At 72.4% G+C, this 18,032-nt stretch carries 16 protein-coding genes; 8 read left to right on the top strand and 8 right to left on the bottom strand.

What is annotated here, in order from left to right; all coding sequences use genetic code 11:
• Positions 1-150 precede the first annotated feature (150 nt).
• The 3 genes from AB0C62_RS28705 to AB0C62_RS28695 all read left to right on the top strand — a co-directional run bounded on the left by AB0C62_RS28705 (position 151) and on the right by AB0C62_RS28695 (position 4,181).
• Positions 151-1,500, top strand: coding sequence for an ABC transporter ATP-binding protein (locus AB0C62_RS28705; RefSeq protein WP_362977965.1), 1,350 nt, complete (start codon positions 151-153; stop codon positions 1,498-1,500).
• A 199-nt stretch (positions 1,501-1,699) separates the two neighbouring features.
• On the top strand, positions 1,700-3,088 hold the full coding sequence (locus tag AB0C62_RS28700) for an aldehyde dehydrogenase family protein (RefSeq protein WP_362977963.1): 1,389 nt from the start codon (positions 1,700-1,702) through the stop codon (positions 3,086-3,088).
• 10 nt (positions 3,089-3,098) lie between these two features.
• Complete coding sequence (locus AB0C62_RS28695) at positions 3,099-4,181, top strand: Zn-dependent alcohol dehydrogenase (protein WP_362977961.1); 1,083 nt, start codon at positions 3,099-3,101, stop codon at positions 4,179-4,181.
• Between the two features lie 144 nt (positions 4,182-4,325).
• Here the strand turns inward: AB0C62_RS28695 and AB0C62_RS28690 are convergent, their stop codons facing one another.
• From AB0C62_RS28690 to AB0C62_RS28680, 3 genes are all read right to left on the bottom strand, one after another.
• Complete coding sequence (locus tag AB0C62_RS28690; RefSeq protein ID WP_362977959.1) at positions 4,326-5,333, bottom strand: DMT family transporter; 1,008 nt, start codon at positions 5,331-5,333, stop codon at positions 4,326-4,328.
• 120 nt (positions 5,334-5,453) lie between these two features.
• Entirely contained in the window at positions 5,454-6,179 is a 726-nt protein-coding gene (locus tag AB0C62_RS28685) for a winged helix-turn-helix domain-containing protein (protein ID WP_362977957.1), read from the bottom strand.
• Between the two features lie 112 nt (positions 6,180-6,291).
• Positions 6,292-6,933, bottom strand: a complete 642-nt coding sequence (locus AB0C62_RS28680; protein ID WP_362977955.1) for a TetR/AcrR family transcriptional regulator — start codon at positions 6,931-6,933, stop codon at positions 6,292-6,294.
• A gap of 89 nt (positions 6,934-7,022) precedes the next feature.
• Between AB0C62_RS28680 and AB0C62_RS28675 the strand changes: the two genes are divergently transcribed.
• The 3 genes from AB0C62_RS28675 to AB0C62_RS28665 all read left to right on the top strand — a co-directional run bounded on the left by AB0C62_RS28675 (position 7,023) and on the right by AB0C62_RS28665 (position 9,266).
• Positions 7,023-8,174, top strand: coding sequence for an acyl-CoA dehydrogenase family protein (locus AB0C62_RS28675; RefSeq protein WP_362977953.1), 1,152 nt, complete (start codon positions 7,023-7,025; stop codon positions 8,172-8,174).
• Positions 8,175-8,291: 117 nt separating this feature from the next.
• A complete protein-coding gene (locus AB0C62_RS28670; RefSeq protein WP_164372530.1) occupies positions 8,292-8,546 on the top strand; it encodes a YiaA/YiaB family inner membrane protein in 255 nt (84 codons plus the stop codon).
• Between the two features lie 93 nt (positions 8,547-8,639).
• A complete protein-coding gene (locus AB0C62_RS28665; protein WP_362977951.1) occupies positions 8,640-9,266 on the top strand; it encodes a TetR/AcrR family transcriptional regulator in 627 nt (208 codons plus the stop codon).
• Between the two features lie 129 nt (positions 9,267-9,395).
• Here the strand turns inward: AB0C62_RS28665 and AB0C62_RS28660 are convergent, their stop codons facing one another.
• On the bottom strand, positions 9,396-9,857 hold the full coding sequence (locus AB0C62_RS28660; RefSeq protein WP_362977949.1) for a MaoC family dehydratase: 462 nt from the start codon (positions 9,855-9,857) through the stop codon (positions 9,396-9,398).
• A 106-nt stretch (positions 9,858-9,963) separates the two neighbouring features.
• On the opposite strand from AB0C62_RS28660, the gene soxR reads away from it, so the two are divergent.
• A complete protein-coding gene (gene soxR, locus AB0C62_RS28655; RefSeq protein WP_362977947.1) occupies positions 9,964-10,506 on the top strand; it encodes a redox-sensitive transcriptional activator SoxR in 543 nt (180 codons plus the stop codon).
• Between the two features lie 28 nt (positions 10,507-10,534).
• Here soxR and AB0C62_RS28650 read toward each other — a convergent pair whose 3' ends face one another.
• The 3 genes from AB0C62_RS28650 to AB0C62_RS28640 all read right to left on the bottom strand — a co-directional run bounded on the left by AB0C62_RS28650 (position 10,535) and on the right by AB0C62_RS28640 (position 13,515).
• Entirely contained in the window at positions 10,535-11,602 is a 1,068-nt protein-coding gene (locus tag AB0C62_RS28650; RefSeq protein ID WP_362977945.1) for an RNA ligase (ATP), read from the bottom strand.
• Positions 11,603-11,800: 198 nt separating this feature from the next.
• Positions 11,801-12,526, bottom strand: a complete 726-nt coding sequence (locus AB0C62_RS28645; RefSeq protein WP_362977943.1) for a 3-keto-5-aminohexanoate cleavage protein — start codon at positions 12,524-12,526, stop codon at positions 11,801-11,803.
• Between the two features lie 386 nt (positions 12,527-12,912).
• Positions 12,913-13,515, bottom strand: coding sequence for a hypothetical protein (locus tag AB0C62_RS28640; RefSeq protein ID WP_362977941.1), 603 nt, complete (start codon positions 13,513-13,515; stop codon positions 12,913-12,915).
• A 285-nt stretch (positions 13,516-13,800) separates the two neighbouring features.
• Between AB0C62_RS28640 and AB0C62_RS28635 the strand changes: the two genes are divergently transcribed.
• Positions 13,801-16,587 (top strand): penicillin acylase family protein, encoded by a 2,787-nt coding sequence (locus tag AB0C62_RS28635; protein ID WP_362977939.1) that lies wholly within the window; start codon positions 13,801-13,803, stop codon positions 16,585-16,587.
• Positions 16,588-16,737: 150 nt separating this feature from the next.
• Here AB0C62_RS28635 and AB0C62_RS28630 read toward each other — a convergent pair whose 3' ends face one another.
• Positions 16,738-17,982 (bottom strand): DUF1343 domain-containing protein, encoded by a 1,245-nt coding sequence (locus tag AB0C62_RS28630; RefSeq protein ID WP_362977937.1) that lies wholly within the window; start codon positions 17,980-17,982, stop codon positions 16,738-16,740.
• Between the last annotated feature and the right edge of the window lie 50 nt (positions 17,983-18,032).

Genomic DNA, 18,032 nt, shown 5'->3' with positions numbered 1-18,032 from the left:
GTACCGAACCCGCCCGTCCGATACCGGTAGGTGTCTTCCCTCAGGCATGCGCGGTCCGTTAGCTTCCGTGACTCATACGTCCCGTACGACTCGGGCGGGACGACCGACCGCGGAGCACCAGCGCCTTGCACGCCCCCGGGGGCACCTGTCATGACACGCGCCATCTCCCTGCACCACGTCAGCAAGTCGTACACGCGCGGCGTCCGCGTGGTGGAGCGGCTCTCGCTGGACATCCGGCCCGGCGAGTTCCTCGTCCTGCTCGGCCCCTCGGGCTGCGGCAAGTCGACCGTGCTGCGGATGATCGCCGGCCTGGAAGAGGTCACCGAGGGCGAGATCCGGCTGGACGGGGAGTACGCCAACGAAATCGCCCCGTCCGGGCGCGACATGGCGATGGTGTTCCAGAACTTCGCGCTCTACCCGAGCATGACGAGCCGCGACAACATCGGTTTCCCGCTGCGCATCGAGTCGCCCGGCGAGGACCCCCGGGCCCGGGTGGACGCCACGGCCCGCATGCTCGGCATCCAGGACCTGCTCCACCGCTTCCCCAGCCAGCTCTCCGGCGGCGAGCGGCAGCGGGTCGCGATGGGACGGGCCATCGCACGGCACCCCTCCGCCTTCCTGATGGACGAGCCGCTGTCCAACCTCGACGCCAAGCTCCGCAACCACCTGCGGGCCGAGATCGCCCGGCTCACAAGGGAGTTGGGCGCCACCACCGTGTACGTCACGCACGACCAGGCCGAGGCGATGTCGCTCGGCGACCGGGTCGCCGTGCTGCGCGGCGGGGTCCTCCAGCAGGTCGGCACCCCCCGCACGGTCTACGGACTGCCCGCCAACGTGTTCGTCGCCGCCTTCATCGGCACCCCCCGGATCAACCTGCTGCGCGGGGTGGTCCGCGCCCCGCTCGACGGGGCGATGACGATCAGCCTCGGCAAGCAGTTCCTGCGGCTGCCCGAACCCCTCTCCCTCGACCACCAGTTGCTCCGGGTGCAGCAGGGCCGTGAGGTGATCGTCGGGCTGCGCTCCGAGGCCATCCGGCTCGCCAGAGCGTCCGACGCGCGGGCGGGCGAGGTGGCGATCACCGGCCTGGTCGAGCACGTGGAGTTCCAGGGGCACGAGGTCCTCGTCCACTTCAACACCGGGTCGCGGCCCGCCCTCGTACCCGATCTGGAGTCGCCGCGCCCGGCCCGCGGGGCCCGGAGACGACGCCGCGACGGCACCGTCCTGGACCGGCTGCGGGAGCGCGCGGGTGCCCTGCGGGCCGGACCGGTCGTGGTCCTCGACCCGCCCGGCGAGGGGGACGCGGACCCCGATCTGCCGGGCCCTACCCCGCCCGAGGGACGGCTCCCCGGCGACCTCGTCGTGCGCACCACGCCCGACATCGACCTGCGGTACGGGATGCAGGTCCCGCTCCTCGTCGACCTCGCCCATCTCTTCGTCTTCGACCGGGGCGGCGAGCGGATCTGCCCGGCACCGGCGCGCCTGCCGGATCTGGACGAGTGAGGACGCGACGGCCGGATCCGTACGAGCGAAGAGCCGAGGCACGCTTCCCCCGGACCGGCCGACGCCGTGGACACCGGGGGTCTCGGACGACGCCCTGACCTCCCGGGCCGCCCTTCTCGCAGCGGGTCCCCCTGGCGCCGCAAAACTATCATCGCTAGTTTAGGGCGCGGACGACGCTGCCCCGCCCGGGAGGAACACGATGAAGGCACACGACGGCATGTACATCGACGGGGCGTGGCGCCCCGCCGCCGGACGGGACACGATCGAGGTCGTGAACCCGGTCGACGAGCAGGTGATCGGCCACGTCCCGGCCGGCACGGTCGAGGACGTCGACGCCGCCGTGCGCGCCGCCCGCGCCGCGTTCCCCGGCTGGGCCGCGACGCCGCCGGCCGAGCGGGCCGAGCGTCTGGCCGCCCTGCGGGACGTCCTGGCGGCCCGGAAGGACGAGATCGCCGAGACGGTCACCGCGGAGCTGGGCTCGCCGCTCGCGTTCTCGCAGGCCGTGCACGCGGGCGTCCCCGTCATGGTGGCCGGTTCCTACGCCGACCTGGCGGCCACGTACGCCTTCGAGGAGCAGGTCGGCAACTCGACCGTCTACCAGGAGCCCGTCGGCGTCGTCGGCGCGATCACGCCCTGGAACTACCCGCTGCACCAGATCGTCGCCAAGGTCGCCCCCGCGCTCGCCGCGGGCTGCACGGTGGTGCTGAAGCCCGCCGAGGACACCCCGCTGACCGCCCAGCTCTTCGCCGAGGCGGTCGCCGAGGCGGGCGTCCCGGCCGGCGTCTTCAACCTCGTCACCGGCCTCGGCCCGGTCGCGGGACAGGCCCTCGCCGAGCACCCGGACGTGGACCTGGTCTCCTTCACCGGCTCCACGGCGGTCGGCCGGCGGATCGGCGCCACCGCGGGCGCCGCCGTCAAGCGGGTCGCCCTGGAACTCGGCGGCAAGTCCGCCAACGTCATCCTGCCGAGCGCCGACCTCGCGAAGGCGGTCAACGTCGGTGTCGCCAACGTGATGTCCAACTCCGGCCAGACGTGCAGCGCCTGGACCCGCATGCTGGTGCCCGCCGAGCGCTACGACGAGGCGGTCGAACTGGCGGCGGCCGCCGCCGCGAAGTACGGCGAGCGCATCGGCCCCGTCGTCAACGCCAAGCAGCAGGAGCGGGTGCGGGGATACATCGAGAAGGGCGTCGCCGAGGGCGCGCGGCTCGTCACGGGAGGCCCCGAATCCCCGCGCGACCAGGGCTACTTCGTCAGCCCCACCGTCTTCGCCGACGTGACGCCGCAGATGACGATCGCGCAGGAGGAGATCTTCGGCCCGGTCCTGTCGATCCTCCGCTACGAGGACGAGGAGGACGCGCTGCGCATCGCCAACGGCACGGTGTACGGGCTCGCGGGCGCGGTGTGGGCGGGCGAGGAGGCCGAGGCCGTCGCCTTCGCGCGCCGGCTCGACACCGGCCAGGTCGACATCAACGGCGGCCGCTTCAATCCGCGGGCCCCCTTCGGGGGGTACAAGCAGTCGGGCGTGGGGCGCGAACTCGGCGCCCACGGCCTCTCCGAGTACCTCCAGACCAAGTCCCTCCAGTTCTAGGAGCGTTCACGTGGTTCGCGCCGCAGTTCTTTCCGCCGTGGGTGCCCCGCTGGAGATCGCCGAGATCGAGCTCCCCGACCCCGGACCGGGTCAGGTCCGGGTGAGGCTGGCCGCCGCCGGTGTCTGCCACTCCGACCTCTCCCTCTCCAACGGCACCATGCGGGTGCCGGTGCCCGCCGTCCTCGGCCACGAGGGCGCCGGTACGGTCGTCGCCGTCGGCGAGGGCGTCACCGAGGTCGCGCCCGGTTCCGAGGTCGTCCTCAACTGGGCTCCCTCGTGCGGCCGTTGTCACGCCTGCTCGCTGGGCGAGGTGTGGCTGTGCGCCGACGCGCTCACGGGCGCCGGGAACGTCTACGCCCACCGCGCCTCCGACGGCAGCGACCTGCACCCCGGTCTGAACGTCGCCGCTTTCGCCGAGGAGACCGTGGTGCCGGTCTCCTGTCTGCTGCCGGTGCCCGAGGGCATCCCCCTCGCCGACGCGGCCCTGCTCGGCTGCGCCGTCCTCACCGGATACGGCGCCGTCCACCACTCCGCCCGGGTCCGGCAGGGCGAGACCGTCGCCGTGTTCGGGGTCGGCGGGGTCGGGCTCGTCGCGCTCCAGGCCGCCCGGATCGCCGGGGCCTCGAAGATCGTCGCCGTCGACGTCTCGCCCGAGAAGGAGGCGCTCGCGCGGGCGGCGGGCGCCACCGACTACGTCGTCGCCTCCGAGACCACCGCGCGCGAGATCCGCGCCCTCACCGGCAGGCAGGGCGTCGACGTGGCCGTCGAGTGCGTCGGCCGGGCCGTCACCATCCGCACCGCCTGGGAGTCCACCCGGCGCGGCGGCCGCACCACGGTCGTCGGTATCGGCGGCAAGGACCAGCAGGTCACCTTCAACGCGCTGGAGATCTTCCACTGGGGCAGGACCCTCGCGGGCTGCGTGTACGGCAACTCCGACCCGGCACGTGACCTCCCGGTGCTCGCCGAGCACGTCCGCGCGGGCCGCCTCGACCTCGCGGGCCTGGTCACCGACCGCATCGCCCTGGACGGCATCCCGGCGGCCTTCGACAACATGATCGCCGGCAAGGGCGGTCGGGCCCTGGTGGTCTTCTAGACGGCGCCTCGCCTGGATTCAGCCCGTCCGGCGTCTGAGGACGAGGCCGTCCAGGCCGAAGCGGGGGTCTGGGGGCGGCAGCCCCCAGGTACGGGACGGGAAGGGGCGGAGGGGGCGAAGAACGACCTGTGGTGCGCCGGGGCGTCATGCCTCGTCGGCGTGGCACTCCGCCGACCGCTTCCCGCCGGACGGCGCGGGCCCCGACACCGCGGCCCCTTCCCGCACGGTCGCCGAGGTCGCCGCCGACCGCGGCCGGGACCGGGACACCGCCACGCCCGCCAGGCACAGCACGCCGCCCGCCAGCGTCAGCAGCCCCGGCACCTCGTCCAGCAGCAGCCAGGACATCAGCACCACGAGGGCGGGTACCGCGTACGTCGTCGCGCCCATCCGGCTCGCGCTCGTGCGGGCCAGTGCGTACGCCCAGGTCGTGAAGGCCAGCGCGGTCGGGAAGACGCCCAGGTAGACCATGTTGAGCGTCGCCGAGACGGGAGCGTCGGCCGCGTCGTGGACGAGCTGACCGGCGAACGGCAGACAGACCACGGCCCCGATCAGACAGCCGTACGTCGTCACCTGGAGCGCGCTCGCCCGCCCGAGCGCCGGCTTCTGCGCGACCACCCCGCCCGCGTACGCGGCGGCGGCGAGCAGACACAGCACGACGCCGAGCAGCGAGGAACCCCCGCCGCCCGACATCGACAGGCCCACCGCGACCGCGCCCGCGAACGACACCGCCATGCCCGCCAGCAGCCGGGGCGGCATCGCGTCCCCCAGCAGCCGGGAGCCGAGCAGCGCGATCAGGATCGGGCCGACATTCACCACCAGCGCGGCCGTCCCGGCGTCGACCTGCTGCTCACCCCAGTTCAGGGCCACCATGTAGAAGCCGAACCACAGCACGCCGGACACCGCGATGCCGCGCCAGGCGCCGCGCGGCGGCAGCCCCTCGCGCCGCACCACGCAGACCGCCCCGAGCACCAGCACCCCCGAGAGCAGCCGCCCGAGCGCCAGCGCGCCCGGTGCGTACGCGGCGCCCGCGCTGCGGATCGAGACGAAGGCGGAGGCCCACAGCCCGACGGTGACGACCGCCGCGGCCGCGGCGAGCAGCCCCTCACGGCGGTGGTTCGAGCCGGACGATCCGGCGGGGGAGTCGTTCATCATGCTCCTGAGACTAGGCGGGACGCGGTCGTCGGGCTCGCGGATATCGGACGGGGAGACCGAGGCGGGCGGCGGATGCGAGCGATGGGCCGGACGGAGGGAGTCGCCGGGGATCTCCGCCGCTCAGCGGAGTGCGGTCGCCTCGATGCCGAGGAGTTCGGCGAAGGCGCGTTCGCCGTCCGGGGTCACCTTGACCGCCCGGTCCGAGCCGATACGGACACACCAACGGGCGTCCAGGGCGCGCCGGCACAGCGCCGCGCCCGCGGTGCCCGCGAGGTGCGGCCGGCGTTCCGTCCAGTCGAGGCAGGCGCGGGCCAGCGGCCTTCGCCCGGTGCGTTCCAGGGAGATGCCCACGCCGTCGAACCAACGCAGACCGGCGTCGGTGAGCGCGAACCCCGTGTCCTGGCGCAGCAGTCCGCGTCCGGTCAGCGCGTCGGTGAGGGCGATGCCGAGCCGTCCCGCCAGATGGTCGTAGCACGTGCGGCCGCGCGCCGTCGCCGACCCGGTGCTCGACTCGCGCAGCGTGCGCGGGACTTCGGCGGGGCGCGGCCCGACGTGTGCCGCGAGGTCCTCGACGAGCTGGGCGACCCGGGCGTCGGCCAGCCGCACATAGCGGTGCCGCCCCTGCCGTTCCTCGGTGAGCAGGCCGCCCGCGACCAGCTTGCCGAGGTGTTCGCTCGCGGTCGACGGCGCGACGCCCGCCTGCCGCGCCAGCTCACCGGCGGTCCACGCCCGCCCGTCGAGCAGCGCGAGAAGGAACGCGGCCCGCGTCTCGTCCGCCAGCAGCCGGGCCAGTGCCGCCAGCCCCGGCCCCACCGGATCGTTCGACCTCTTCATGCCGTCCAGCATGCGACATGGACACTTCGGCGGCGGCCGAAAGATCAGGGGGTCACGACGCCGGAGCCGGGGCGCACCGGCCCGACAGGGCCACGAGGGCGCACCGGACCGGCACGCCGACCGGTCAGGCCTCCGGCGTCCGTCGGGCGTACTGCACCGCGAGGCCGTCCAGCAGGGCCCCGAGTCCGGTCTCGAAGGCCCGCTCGTCGATCTTGTCCTGCTGGTCGGCGAGGAGGTGCGCCTGACCGAGGTGCGGGTAGTCGGCGGGGTCGTACGCGCTCTCGTCGTCCACGAAGCCCCCGGCGAACGACCCCAGCGCGGAGCCCATGATGAAGTACCGCATCAGCGCGCCGATCGAGGTGGCCTGCGCGGGCGGCCACCCGGCGTCGACCATCGCGCCGAAGACGGCGTCGGCGAGCCGGAGTCCGGCGGGCCGCCGGCCGGGCCCGCGCGCGAGTACGGGCACGATGTTCGGATGGTCGCGCAGGGCCGTCCGGTAGGAGACGGCCCAGTCGTGCAGCGCCGTCCGCCAGTCCCGCCCGTCCTCGAACATCGACAGGTCGACCTGGGCGCTCACCGAGTCCGCGACCGCCTCCAGGATCTGGTCCTTGGTGGGGAAGTGGTTGTAGAGCGAGGGACCGCTGACCCCCAGCTCCGCGGCGAGCCGGCGCGTCGAGACGGCCGCCAGGCCCTCGGCGTCCACCAGGGCCCGTGCCGTCTCGACGATGCGGTCGGTGCTGAGGAGGGGCTTGCGCGGTCGGGCCATGGCGCACATAGTAGGGCTGCGTCAGGAAACTAGCAGTGCTAATTTAAATGTACGGCTTTCAAGGGCCGCTATCTGTGGGGTGACTCGGCATGAACCTTGGTCTCAGCGAGGAGCAGACCGCCGTCCAGCGGCTCGCCAGGGACTTCGTGCAGCGTGAGATCGCCCCGCACGTCGTCGCGTGGGACCGCGCCGAGGAGGTCGACCGCTCGATCGTGAAGAAACTCGGCGACCTCGGCTTCCTCGGCCTGACCGTCGACGAGGAGTACGGCGGCAGCGGCGGTGACCATCTCGCGTACTGCCTGGTCACCGAGGAGCTGGGGCGCGGCGACTCCTCCGTGCGCGGCATCGTCTCCGTCTCGCTCGGCCTCGTGGCCAAGACGATCGCCACCTGGGGGGACGAGCGGCAGAAGCGGCGGTGGCTGCCGGGACTCACCTCCGGCGAGTACGTCGGCTGCTTCGGTCTCACCGAGCCGGGCACCGGCTCCGACGCGGGACAGCTGTCGACCCGGGCCGTGCGCGACGGCGACGACTACGTCATCAACGGCAGCAAGATGTTCATCACGAACGGCACCTGGGCCGATGTCGTGCTGCTCTTCGCGCGCTCCACCGACGCCCCGGGACACAAGGGCGTCTCCGCCTTCCTGGTGCCGACCGACACCCCCGGTCTGACCCGCCGCACCATCCACGGCAAGCTCGGACTGCGCGGCCAGGCCACCGCCGAACTCGCCTTCGAGGACGTACGGGTGCCCGCGAGCGCCATGCTGGCACCCGAGGGCAAGGGGTTCGCGGTCGCCATGTCGGCGCTGGCCAAGGGGCGCATGTCGGTGGCCGCCGGCTGCGTCGGGATCGCCCAGGCCGCGCTGGACGCGGCGGTGACGTACGCGACCGAGCGGGAGCAGTTCGGCAGGACCATCGCGCACCACCAGCTCGTCCAGGAACTGCTCAGCGACATCGCCGTCGACGTGGACGCGGCGCGACTGCTGACCTGGCGGGTCGCCGACCTCGTCGACCGCGGGCTGCCCTTCGCGACCGAGTCGTCGAAGGCCAAGCTCTTCGCGTCCGAGGCCGCCGTGCGCGCCGCCAACAACGCCCTGCAGGTCTTCGGCGGCTACGGCTACATCGACGAGTACCCGGCGGGCAAACTCCTGCGCGACGCCCGCGTGATGACCCTCTATGAGGGCACCAGCCAGATCCAGAAGCTGGTCATCGGGCGCGCCCTGACCGGAGTCTCCGCCTTCTGACCGCCCCCGGCTCCCGCCGTCGGACGTCCGTCGGCGGGTCGTCGCCGCCCGGGTCTGAGTACGCCTCTGAGTACGACGGCGGATGTGGCCGCGCCCGCGTCCGCCGATCCTTCTCTCATGAGTGAGACACCGGTCAAGCAGCAGAACACCGCCGCCTTCTACGGGCAGGCCGTGGCGTCCTTCTCCGTCGCCATGGCGGCCACCGCCCTCGGCATCTTCAAGCTCCAGGCCGACGCCTGGGTGCGGGCCTTCCTGGCCATCGCCGTCCTCTACCTCGTGACGTCCGCCTTCACCCTCGCCAAGGTGATCCGGGACCGCCAGGACGGCCAGCGCGCCGGCGGCCGGGTGTACGACCCCTTCGAGAAGCTCTGACCCCGCAGGTCCGGGACGGACGCAGGCACTAAGCGCTCGCTCAGGTTCGGGGGTATGGTGTTCACCCTGGCAGTGGAGAAGGGGCGAACAGCGATGAGTACGGCGCAGGAGACGCCCGGCGGCGAGGCGCAGCCGTGGGCCGAGGTCACCCCGGACGCGGCACGGCGGCTGCTCGTCGCCGCCGTGGAGGCCTTCGCCGAGCGCGGGTACCACGCGACGACGACCCGCGACATCGCGGGCCGCGCCGGCATGAGTCCGGCCGCGCTCTACATCCACTACAAGACGAAGGAAGAGCTGCTCCACCGGATCAGCCGGATCGGCCACGACAAGGCGCTCGACATCGTGCGGTCCGCGGCCGAGGGACAGGGCACCGCCGCCGAGCGGCTCTCCGACGCCGTACGGTCCTTCGTGCGCTGGCACGCGGGGCAGCACACGACGGCGCGCGTCGTGCAGTACGAGCTGGACGCCCTCGGGCCCGACGCGCGCGCCGAGATCATCGCGCTGCGCCGCCAGGTGGACGCCGAGGTCCGCGGCATCGTCGAGGACGGCGTCGCCGCGGGCGACTTCGATGTCCCGGACGTCCCCGGCACCACGCTCGCCGTGCTGTCCCTGTGCATCGACGTGGCGCGCTGGTTCAGCGTCGACGGCCCCCGGACACCGGACGAGGTCGGCGCTCTCTACGCCGACCTGGTCCTGCGCATGGTCGGGGCCAAGCGGTAGGACCCGGCGGACGTGCGTCCACCGGGTCCCCGAGTTCGTCCCTCCGGCCCCGGCGACCGGCCGCTTCCCACAGGCCTGAATCCCGCAGGGTGCGGACCGTGCTCCCGGGGCCGGGACGGTCCCGCGGTCTCAGAGGTAGTAGCGCGAGACGGACTCCGCCACGCAGACCGGCTTGTCGCCGCCCTCGCGCTCGACGGTGAACGCCACGGTCACCTGGACGCCACCCGTCACGTCGTCCACCGCGGTGATCGTCGCGGTGGAGCGCAGTCGCGAGCCGACCGGCACGGGAGCGGGGAAACGGACCTTGTTCGTCCCGTAGTTGACGCCCATCTTCACGCCCTCGACCGCGATCAGCTGCGGGCCGAAGAGCGGCAGCAGCGACAGGGTGAGGTAGCCGTGCGCGATCGTGGTGCCGAACGGACCCGACGCGGCCTTCTCCGGGTCGACGTGGATCCACTGGTGGTCGCCGGTCGCCTCCGCGAAGAGGTCGATCCGCTTCTGCTCGATCTCGACCCAGTCGGTGTATCCCAACTGCTCGCCCACGGCGCTGCGCAGCTCGTCGACCGTCGCGAACGTCCTCGGCTCTGCCATGTCCCTGGCCTCCCGCATCTCATAGTCTAAGCGACTGCTTAGCATGCTCGGGAGGGCGGCGCATGTCAACGGACCGGACGTGTGACGCGGTGGGTAGGTTGGAAGGGTGCCCCAGATCCCTGAGAAGATCCACGAGCTGACCGTCGGCCAGCTGTCGGCCCGCAGCGGCGCCGCCGTCTCCGCCCTGCACTTCTACGAGTCGAAGGGCCTGATCAGCAGCCGCCGGACCACGGGAAACCAGCGCCGCTACCACCGTGACGCGCTGCGCCGGGTCGCCTTCGTGCGGGCCGCCCAGCGCGTCGGCATCCCGCTCGCCACCATCCGCGAGGCGCTCGCCGAACTGCCCGAGGAACGCACCCCGACCCGGGAGGACTGGGCCCGCCTCTCCGAGGCCTGGCGCTCCGAACTCGACGAGCGCATCAAGCAGCTCGGCCGGCTGCGCGACCACCTCACCGACTGCATCGGCTGCGGCTGCCTCTCGCTGGAGAACTGCGTGCTCTCCAACCCCGACGACGTCTTCGGCGAGCGCAGGACCGGCTCGCGCCTGATGGTGGAGCGTCCGGGCGGTCAGGAGACGGCGAGCACCCCGGACCGGGCGGGGGGCGGCGGCACCGCGCAGCGGGAGGAGCCGGTGGGGGACTGCCGCTGAACGCGCCCCCCACCGTCGTCCGCCCCGCCTACTCGTACTCCGTCCCGCCCTTGCGGGTCAGGTACGCCGGGCTGACGGCCTTCGCCACCGCCCGGCCGCCCGTCACCGGGCTGTACCGCTCGGTGGCCGGGCGGATCACGACCCCCTCGCGCAGGTGCAGGTCCCGGCCGGACACCGTCTCCCGGCCGGAGGCGATCTCCAGGACGCGCCCGATGTCGTACGGGCCCTCGTACAGCCTTGGTACGAGGGGGAGTTCGCCGGTCAGCAGCTCCGCCGCGTCCAGCCAGCGGACCGCGCCGTCGATCTCCGCCGACACGTCGAACACGGCGTAACCGATGGCCTCGCGGCGCCCGTCGGCGCCGTACGTCAGGTCCTGGACGCCCGCCCCGTACACCTCGCCGAAGATGCCGACCCGGCGCGCGCCGAGTCGTTCGGCGAGCCGGGCGGCGGCCTCCGGGACGCCGTGACCGCGTACGGCGCGCCAGTACAGGTTGCGCGGATCCTCCTTCAGGGCGAGGGACTTGGCGCCGAAGCCCTTCGAGGAGACGTGCACGCGTTCCTCGTCCGCGAGATAGGTGAGCAGGCAGGCCGAGCCGTGCAGCTTCTCCGTCAGGACGACCGGCTCGCCCTCGGTGAAGATGTCCGGGTACCGCTGGATGTTCTCGATGTCGACCCAGGGCAGCAGACCGGGCGCCGACTCGACGTCGCCGTCCATGGTGGGCGGGATCGGAGGCACCCACTTCACGATGCCGAGCGCCTCCGCGAAGTCCGTGCCCTCCCTGGCGGCGTGCGCCAGGTCCACGTCCGCCAGAGCCTGCGGGCGGCACACGATGCCCTGGGACACTTCGCCCCGCAGCCGGACCGCCCTGACCCGGTCCGCGGCGGAGCCCGCGAGCCGCCCGGTCAGCCCCAGTTCCTCGATCAGGCCCGCGGGCAGTACGGACTGCTCCGGGATGTAGACGGCGTGCTCGCCGGTGCGGAACGCGCCCTTGGCGACGACGGCCCGGTACAGGCCCACCTGGGCCAGTTCGAGCGCGTCGGCGTTCGGGTGTTCGTGGACGGTCAGCACTTCGGCGGTGACGCGCAGCGTCGACATCGGGGCTCCTCGGATCGCTCAGCCGGGTCTCATCGCCCCCAACTGTCCGCGGGGGAAAGGGCTGGAACCACCGAATTCACGGCTGCTACGGTCGTCGGCCGCCCACCTCGCCGAGGACCCCTCCGTCTCCCGGGATCTCCGTCACGGGGCCGAGCGCGGGGGCGAGAGGCGGGCCCTTGGCCGCGACCGCGACCGGCACTACGACCGGGCTCCGGCCACCGCGTACTGGCGGAGCCCCTCCGCCACGAGCAGGCCGTTGGACTCCGCCCGCTCCCCGTCCGGGAGTTCGAGGGTGTCCTCCAGGCCGATCCGGGTCGCGAGCCCCAGGCGTCCCGCCAGACGCAGCACCGGCCAGGCACCGCCGTCCTCGCCGTGCAGCAGGACGGGACGCTCGGGCGTGCCGAGCGCCGCGAGCAGTTCACGGGCCGACGCCTCGGCCGTGTGCGGGGAGGTGTCCGTCACCTCGGCCAGCACCCGCAGGACCCGGGGCGCGAGCGGTGACGCGGCGAACCGGGCGGCGCCGTCCGTGCCGGACCAGATCCCCGCCTCCACGCCGATCCCGCGGTCCAGGAGGACGGCGGCGATCTCCTCGGCGCCCGGCTCGTGCCAGTTGACCGACGCGTGGTCGGGCAGCGCCGTCCACGAACGGATCCGCTCCGCCCGGTCCGCCGGATCGGGTTCGGCCCAGGCTCCGGTGGTCACGCCGACGGTGACACCGACCCGGGACCGGATCGCCTCCAGCGTCATCGCCAGCACTCGCGGGGACAACGTGTCCTTCCCGCACGGGGTCTTGGGATGGACATGGATGTCGCGGGCGCCGGCCGCCACCGCCTCGGCGGCGGAGCGGGCCATGGCCTCCGGGTACATCGGCAAGGCGGCACCGTCGGCCGGACCGCGCGCTCCGTTCAGACAGACCTGCAGCATGGGTCCGATGATGCCGGACGGCACGGACCGACGGTGGACAGGGCGGCGGAACAGCGGCGGCACCGGTGACATCCGGACACCGGCGTCACGGGGATACCGGGCGCCTCGTCACCGATGCCGGACACAGCGGCCGGCCGACAGCACGGCCGATGTCCGCGGCGGCGGACCCGGCCGACCGTCGTCACCGGCGATCGGTCACCGAGGTCCGTGGACGACGGCGTTGTTCGGACAGGGGGTTGTTCGGACCGTGCCGACGCCGGTTCTCCCGGCGCCGGGAACCGCGCGCCCGGCCACGGACGGTCCGCGGCCGTCGGCTCACCCGCAGTTCCCGCACCCGCCGTTCAGCCCGGCGGCGTCCCGGCCGCCCGGCCCGGCGGGGGGGGGGCTCACGCCGACACGAGCAGTCGGTCGCGCCGGGCGTCGGCCAGGGCTTCCGGGGTCAGGACGGGCCGGGGCACCACGATGCCGCAGCTCGTGCAGACGGGGCCCGACGAGGGTTCGTGGGCCAGGTCGTACATCCACAGGAGGTGGCCTCCGGCGCACACCGGACAGACGGCGCCCGGCTCGCGCTCCAGCGCGGCGATCAGCCGGCGCAGCACCTCCGCGAGGGATTCATGAGGGTGGACACGGGGGTTGTCGCACCAGGCGACTCCGAACCCGCCCCAGGTCAGCCGGTGCCAGTCGTCGACACTGCCCGGCCTGCGCAGCCCGTCGTGCTTCTCCTTCTTGCGACGCTGCGCGAACTCGACCTCGTAGGCGAGCCAGACGGATCGGGCCTCCTCCAGCTCCTCCAGTGCGGCCACGAGCCGCACCGGATCGGGGGAGCGGTCCTCGGGTCCGAACCCGGCCCGGGAACACAGATGGTCCCAGGTCGCCCGATGCCCGTAAGGGGCGAACCTCTCCAGGCACTTGCGCAGTGAGTACCGCCGCAGTGCCAGATCACACCGCGGATCTCGCACCTGTCTCGCCAGACTCCGGAAACCGGCCATCGTCCTGCACCTCCGTCACACCTGCACCTGTACTCCGGTCACTTCGGCGCCGTCTCGTACGGACGTCGCCGAATAGACGTATCGACACGCGATTCGGCTCCATCCGTTTTTCGATGACTGCCATAAGCCACCCGCCGAGCGCCCTCGGCCTGCCTCCCGTTGCTGTCAGTCGCCTGTGGGCGGCGTCCACGGTCGCGATGAATCCTCAAAACTGAAGCATGTTCATCTTCAAACCCGGGGATACCGGCGGTAACGTCCGGCCCACCCCAGTCGGTAGGAGCTGACATGCCACCGAGCACCCCACGCACCACCCTGGACAGACTGAGAACTCCCCGCAGATTCCCCAAGTTCCTCAAGGCCGCTTCCCTATGCGTGCTCATTGCCGGTCTTTTGTCGCCGCTTTCCCCGGCGGTCGCCGACACCTCGGCGGCCGCGACGAACGACTACTGCGGCGGTCGGTGTTCGGACATCCTGCCGCCGGGCGAGAACGGCAACGCGACCCTGGCGCAGATCCTGCTCAACCAGGCCTTCGGCACCCAGCCCGGCCACGCGGAGGACCAGCTCACCCCGTACGGCAACCTGGCCTCCGGCTACCCCGCACTCACCGACACCAAGATCAACGACTTCTTCAACGACGCGTCCTTCGGTGTCGCCCCGGGCCAGGTCGCCTCGACCACGAAGCCCGGCGGACGCAGTGACGTGACGATCGTGCGGGACAAGAAAACGGGCGTTCCACACATCACGGGCACCACGCGGTACGGCACCGAGTACGGCGCCGGGTTCGCCGCCGCCCAGGACCGGCTGTGGCTCATGGACGTCTTCCGCCATGTCGGACGCGGCCAGCTGACCGGCTTCGCCGGCGGAGCCCCCTCCAACCAGGGCCTGGAGCAGGAGTTCTGGCGCAACGCGCCCTACACCGAGGCCGACCTGCAGGCCCAGATCGACAGCGCGACCAGCAACGCCGGAGCGCGTGGCGTCCAGGCCCTCGCCGACGCGAAGGCCTACCTCGACGGCATCAACGCCTACATCGACGCCTCCGACAGCGGCCGCTACTTCCCCGGTGAGTACGTCCTGACCGGCCACAAGGACGCCATCACCAACGCCGGCACCATCGACCACTTCCAGCTCACCGACCTGGTCGCGCTGGCCTCCGTCATCGGTTCGCTGTTCGGCTCCGGAGGCGGCGGCGAGGTCAACAACGCCCTCTCGCTGCTCGCCGCCCAGTCCAAGTACGGCGTCACCGAGGGCACCACGGTCTGGGAGTCCTTCCGCGAGCGCAACGACCCGGAAGCGGCCCTCACCGTGCACAACGGCGAGAGCTTCCCGTACGGCGGCAAGCCGGACAGCGCGCAGGGCCAGGCCCTGCCCGATCCCGGCTCGGTCACCCAGGAGCAGCTCGTCTACGACCGCACCGGCAGCGCGACGGCCGCGAGCGCGACCGGCGCCTCCGCCACCGCGGCGAAGACCTCGCTCACCTCGGCCAAGCGCGGGATGTCCAACGCCCTGGTGGTCAGCGGCAACCACACCGCGAGCGGCCACCCGATCGCCGTCTTCGGCCCCCAGACCGGCTACTTCGCGCCACAGCTGCTCATGCTCCAGGAGATACAGGGCCCGGGCCTGAGCGCCCGCGGCGCCTCCTTCGCGGGCCTGAGCATGTACGTCGAGCTGGGCCGGGGCCAGGACTACTCCTGGAGCGCGACGACCTCCGGCCAGGACATCATCGACACCTACGCCGTCGAGCTGTGCCAGGACGACTACCACTACCTGTACCACGGCACCTGCACGGCGATGGACAAGGTCGAGCGGACCAACTCCTGGAAGCCGACCGTCGCCGACGGCACCGCGGCCGGCTCGTACCGGATGCAGGCCTACCGGACCAAGTACGGCCCCGTGGAGTACCGCGCGACCGTCGGCGGCAAGAAGGTCGCGTACACCACCCTGCGCTCGTCCTTCCTGCACGAGGCCGACTCGATCATCGGTTTCCAGATGCTCAACGACCCGGACTACGTGAAGAGCCCGGCGACGTTCCAGAGCGCGACCCAGCACATCAACTACACCTTCAACTGGTTCTACGCCGACTCCGCGCACACCGCGTACTACAACAGCGGGGACAACCCGGTGCGGGCCGGCGGGGTCGACGCCGAGTTCCCGGTGTGGGCGCGGGCCGCCTACGACTGGCAGGGCTGGGACCCGGCCACCAACACCGCGACCTACACCCCGGCCTCCCAGCACCCCAACTCCGTGGACCAGGACTACTACATCTCCTGGAACAACAAACAGGCCAAGGACTACACGACGGCCTCCTGGGGTGACGGCTCGGTGCACCGCGGTGACCTGCTGGACGACCGGGTCTCGAAGCTGGTCCAGGCGGGCGGGGTGACCAGGACCGCGCTGGTGAAGGCCATGGCCGACGCGGCCCTCGCCGACCTGCGGGCCGAGGACGTGCTCCCCGATCTGCTGAAGGTCGTCAACAGCTCTCCGGTCACCGACCCCACGGCCGCCGCGGCGGTGGGCAAGCTGAACGCCTGGCTGACGGCGGGCGCGAAACGCACGGAGACCTCGGCCGGCTCGCACACCTACGCCGACGCCGACGCGATCCGCATCCTGGACGCCTGGTGGCCGCTGCTGGTCAAGGCGGAGTTCCAGCCGGGGCTCGGCAACGACCTCTACACCGCCTTCGGCAACAACCTGCCCATCGACGAGGCCCCGTCCGCCGGGCACGGGCCGACCGGCTCGCACGCCGGAAGCTCCTTCCAGTACGGCTGGTGGAGCTATGTCGACAAGGACATCCGGGCGGTGCTGGGGGAGTCCGTGCAGGGCGGTCTGTCGCAGAAGTACTGCGGCGGCGGCAGCCTCAGCGCCTGCCGGGACGCCCTGGTCGACACGCTGAAGGAGGCGGCGGGCAAGACCGCGGCCGTCGTCTACCCCGGCGACGACCAGTGTTCGGCCGGCGACCAGTGGTGCGCCGACTCGATCGTCCAGCGGGCGCTCGGCGGCATCAAGCACGGCAGGATCACCTGGCAGAACCGGCCGACCTACCAGCAGGTCGTCGAGTTCACCGGACACCGGTGAGCATCGGGCCGGGCCGGTAGGCCCGGCGGTACCGGACCGGGGGCGGACCACGGACGTGGTCCGCCCCCGGCTCCACGCAGGTCGAAAGGCCTGATCCGTAAGGCGGTTGATCAGCCGCCCGGCCGTCGGATCACCGGTGAGACCCTCGGCTCACCGGTACAGCAGGTACTCCCGGCGCGTCCCGCGGAACGCGGCGAGTTCCTCCTGCCAGGCGGCCACCACCTCGTCCGTGGTCGCGCCCGCGTCGATCATCGTGCGCACCTGGGTGGAACCCGTCAGCTTGTCGATCCAGTTGTCGGAACGCCACGCGAAACCGCTCCACACCTTCCGAGCGGTCACCAGGAGCGCGATCCCCGTGCGGACCGGGTCGAACGCCGCCCGGTCGTGCACATGGATCTGGACGCCCCCGACGGTCTTCCCCTCGAACTTGGAGAAGGTCGGCGCGAAGTACGCCTCTCTGAAGTACACGCCGGGCAGCCCCAGTTCGTTCGCCGCCGCGGCCCAGCGCCCGTCGACGCCCTCCGCGCCCAGCAGCTCGAAGGGCCGGGTCGTGCCGCGCCCCTCCGACAGGTTCGTCCCCTCGAAGAGACACGTCCCGGAGTACACCAGGGCGGTGTCGGCCGTCGGCATGTTCGGGCTCGGCGGCACCCAGGGCAGCGCCGAGGCGTCGTAGAAGTCGCTCCGCCGCCAGCCCGACATCAGCACGGTGTCCAGCTCGACGGGCTTCTCGAGGAACTCCCCGTTGAACAGCCGGGCCAGCTCCGCCACCGTCATCCCGTGCGCCTGCGCGATCGGCTGCCGGCCGACGAAGGTCGCGAACTCCTTGTGCAGGACCGGCCCGAGGGCCGCCCGGCCGGTGACCGGGTTCGGCCGGTCGAGCACCACGAACCGCTTCCCGGCGAGCCGGGCCGCCTCCATGCAGTCGTACAGCGTCCAGATGTACGTGTAGAAGCGCGCCCCCGCGTCCTGGATGTCGAACACGACGGTGTCCACGCCGGAGGCCGTGAAGACGTCGGCGAGGGGCTGCCCGCTCTTCAAGTACGTGTCGTAGACGGGCAGTCCGGTCGCCGGGTCGTCGTAGCGGCCCTCGGATCCGCCGGCCTGCGCGGTGCCCCGGAACCCGTGCTCCGGACCGAAGACGGCGGTCAGGTCCACCCGGTCGTCGCCGTGCATGACGTCCACGATGTGCCGGACGTCCCGGGTGACCCCGGTCGGGTTGGTGACCACCCCGACGCGGCCGCCGCGCAGCGAGGCGTACCCGGAGGCGGCGAGCCGCTCGAAACCGGTGCGGAGCCGGTGGCCGGAGTCGGCGGCCGGCACCGCCGCCGCGGGCAGCGGGGTCAGGGCCGCGGCGGCGGTGCCGGCCGCGAGCAGTGACCGTCGGGACATGCGCATGGTGTGACCTCCGTGATCGCGGAAGGTTGGCACGTGCACGCTAAGGGCTC

It is taken from the genome of Streptomyces sp. NPDC048643 (assembly GCF_040650615.1).
Taxonomy (GTDB): Bacteria; Actinomycetota; Actinomycetes; order Streptomycetales; family Streptomycetaceae; genus Streptomyces.
The sequence above is the reverse complement of the archived record's forward strand: the minus strand, read 5'-3'. Positions and strand labels throughout refer to the sequence as shown.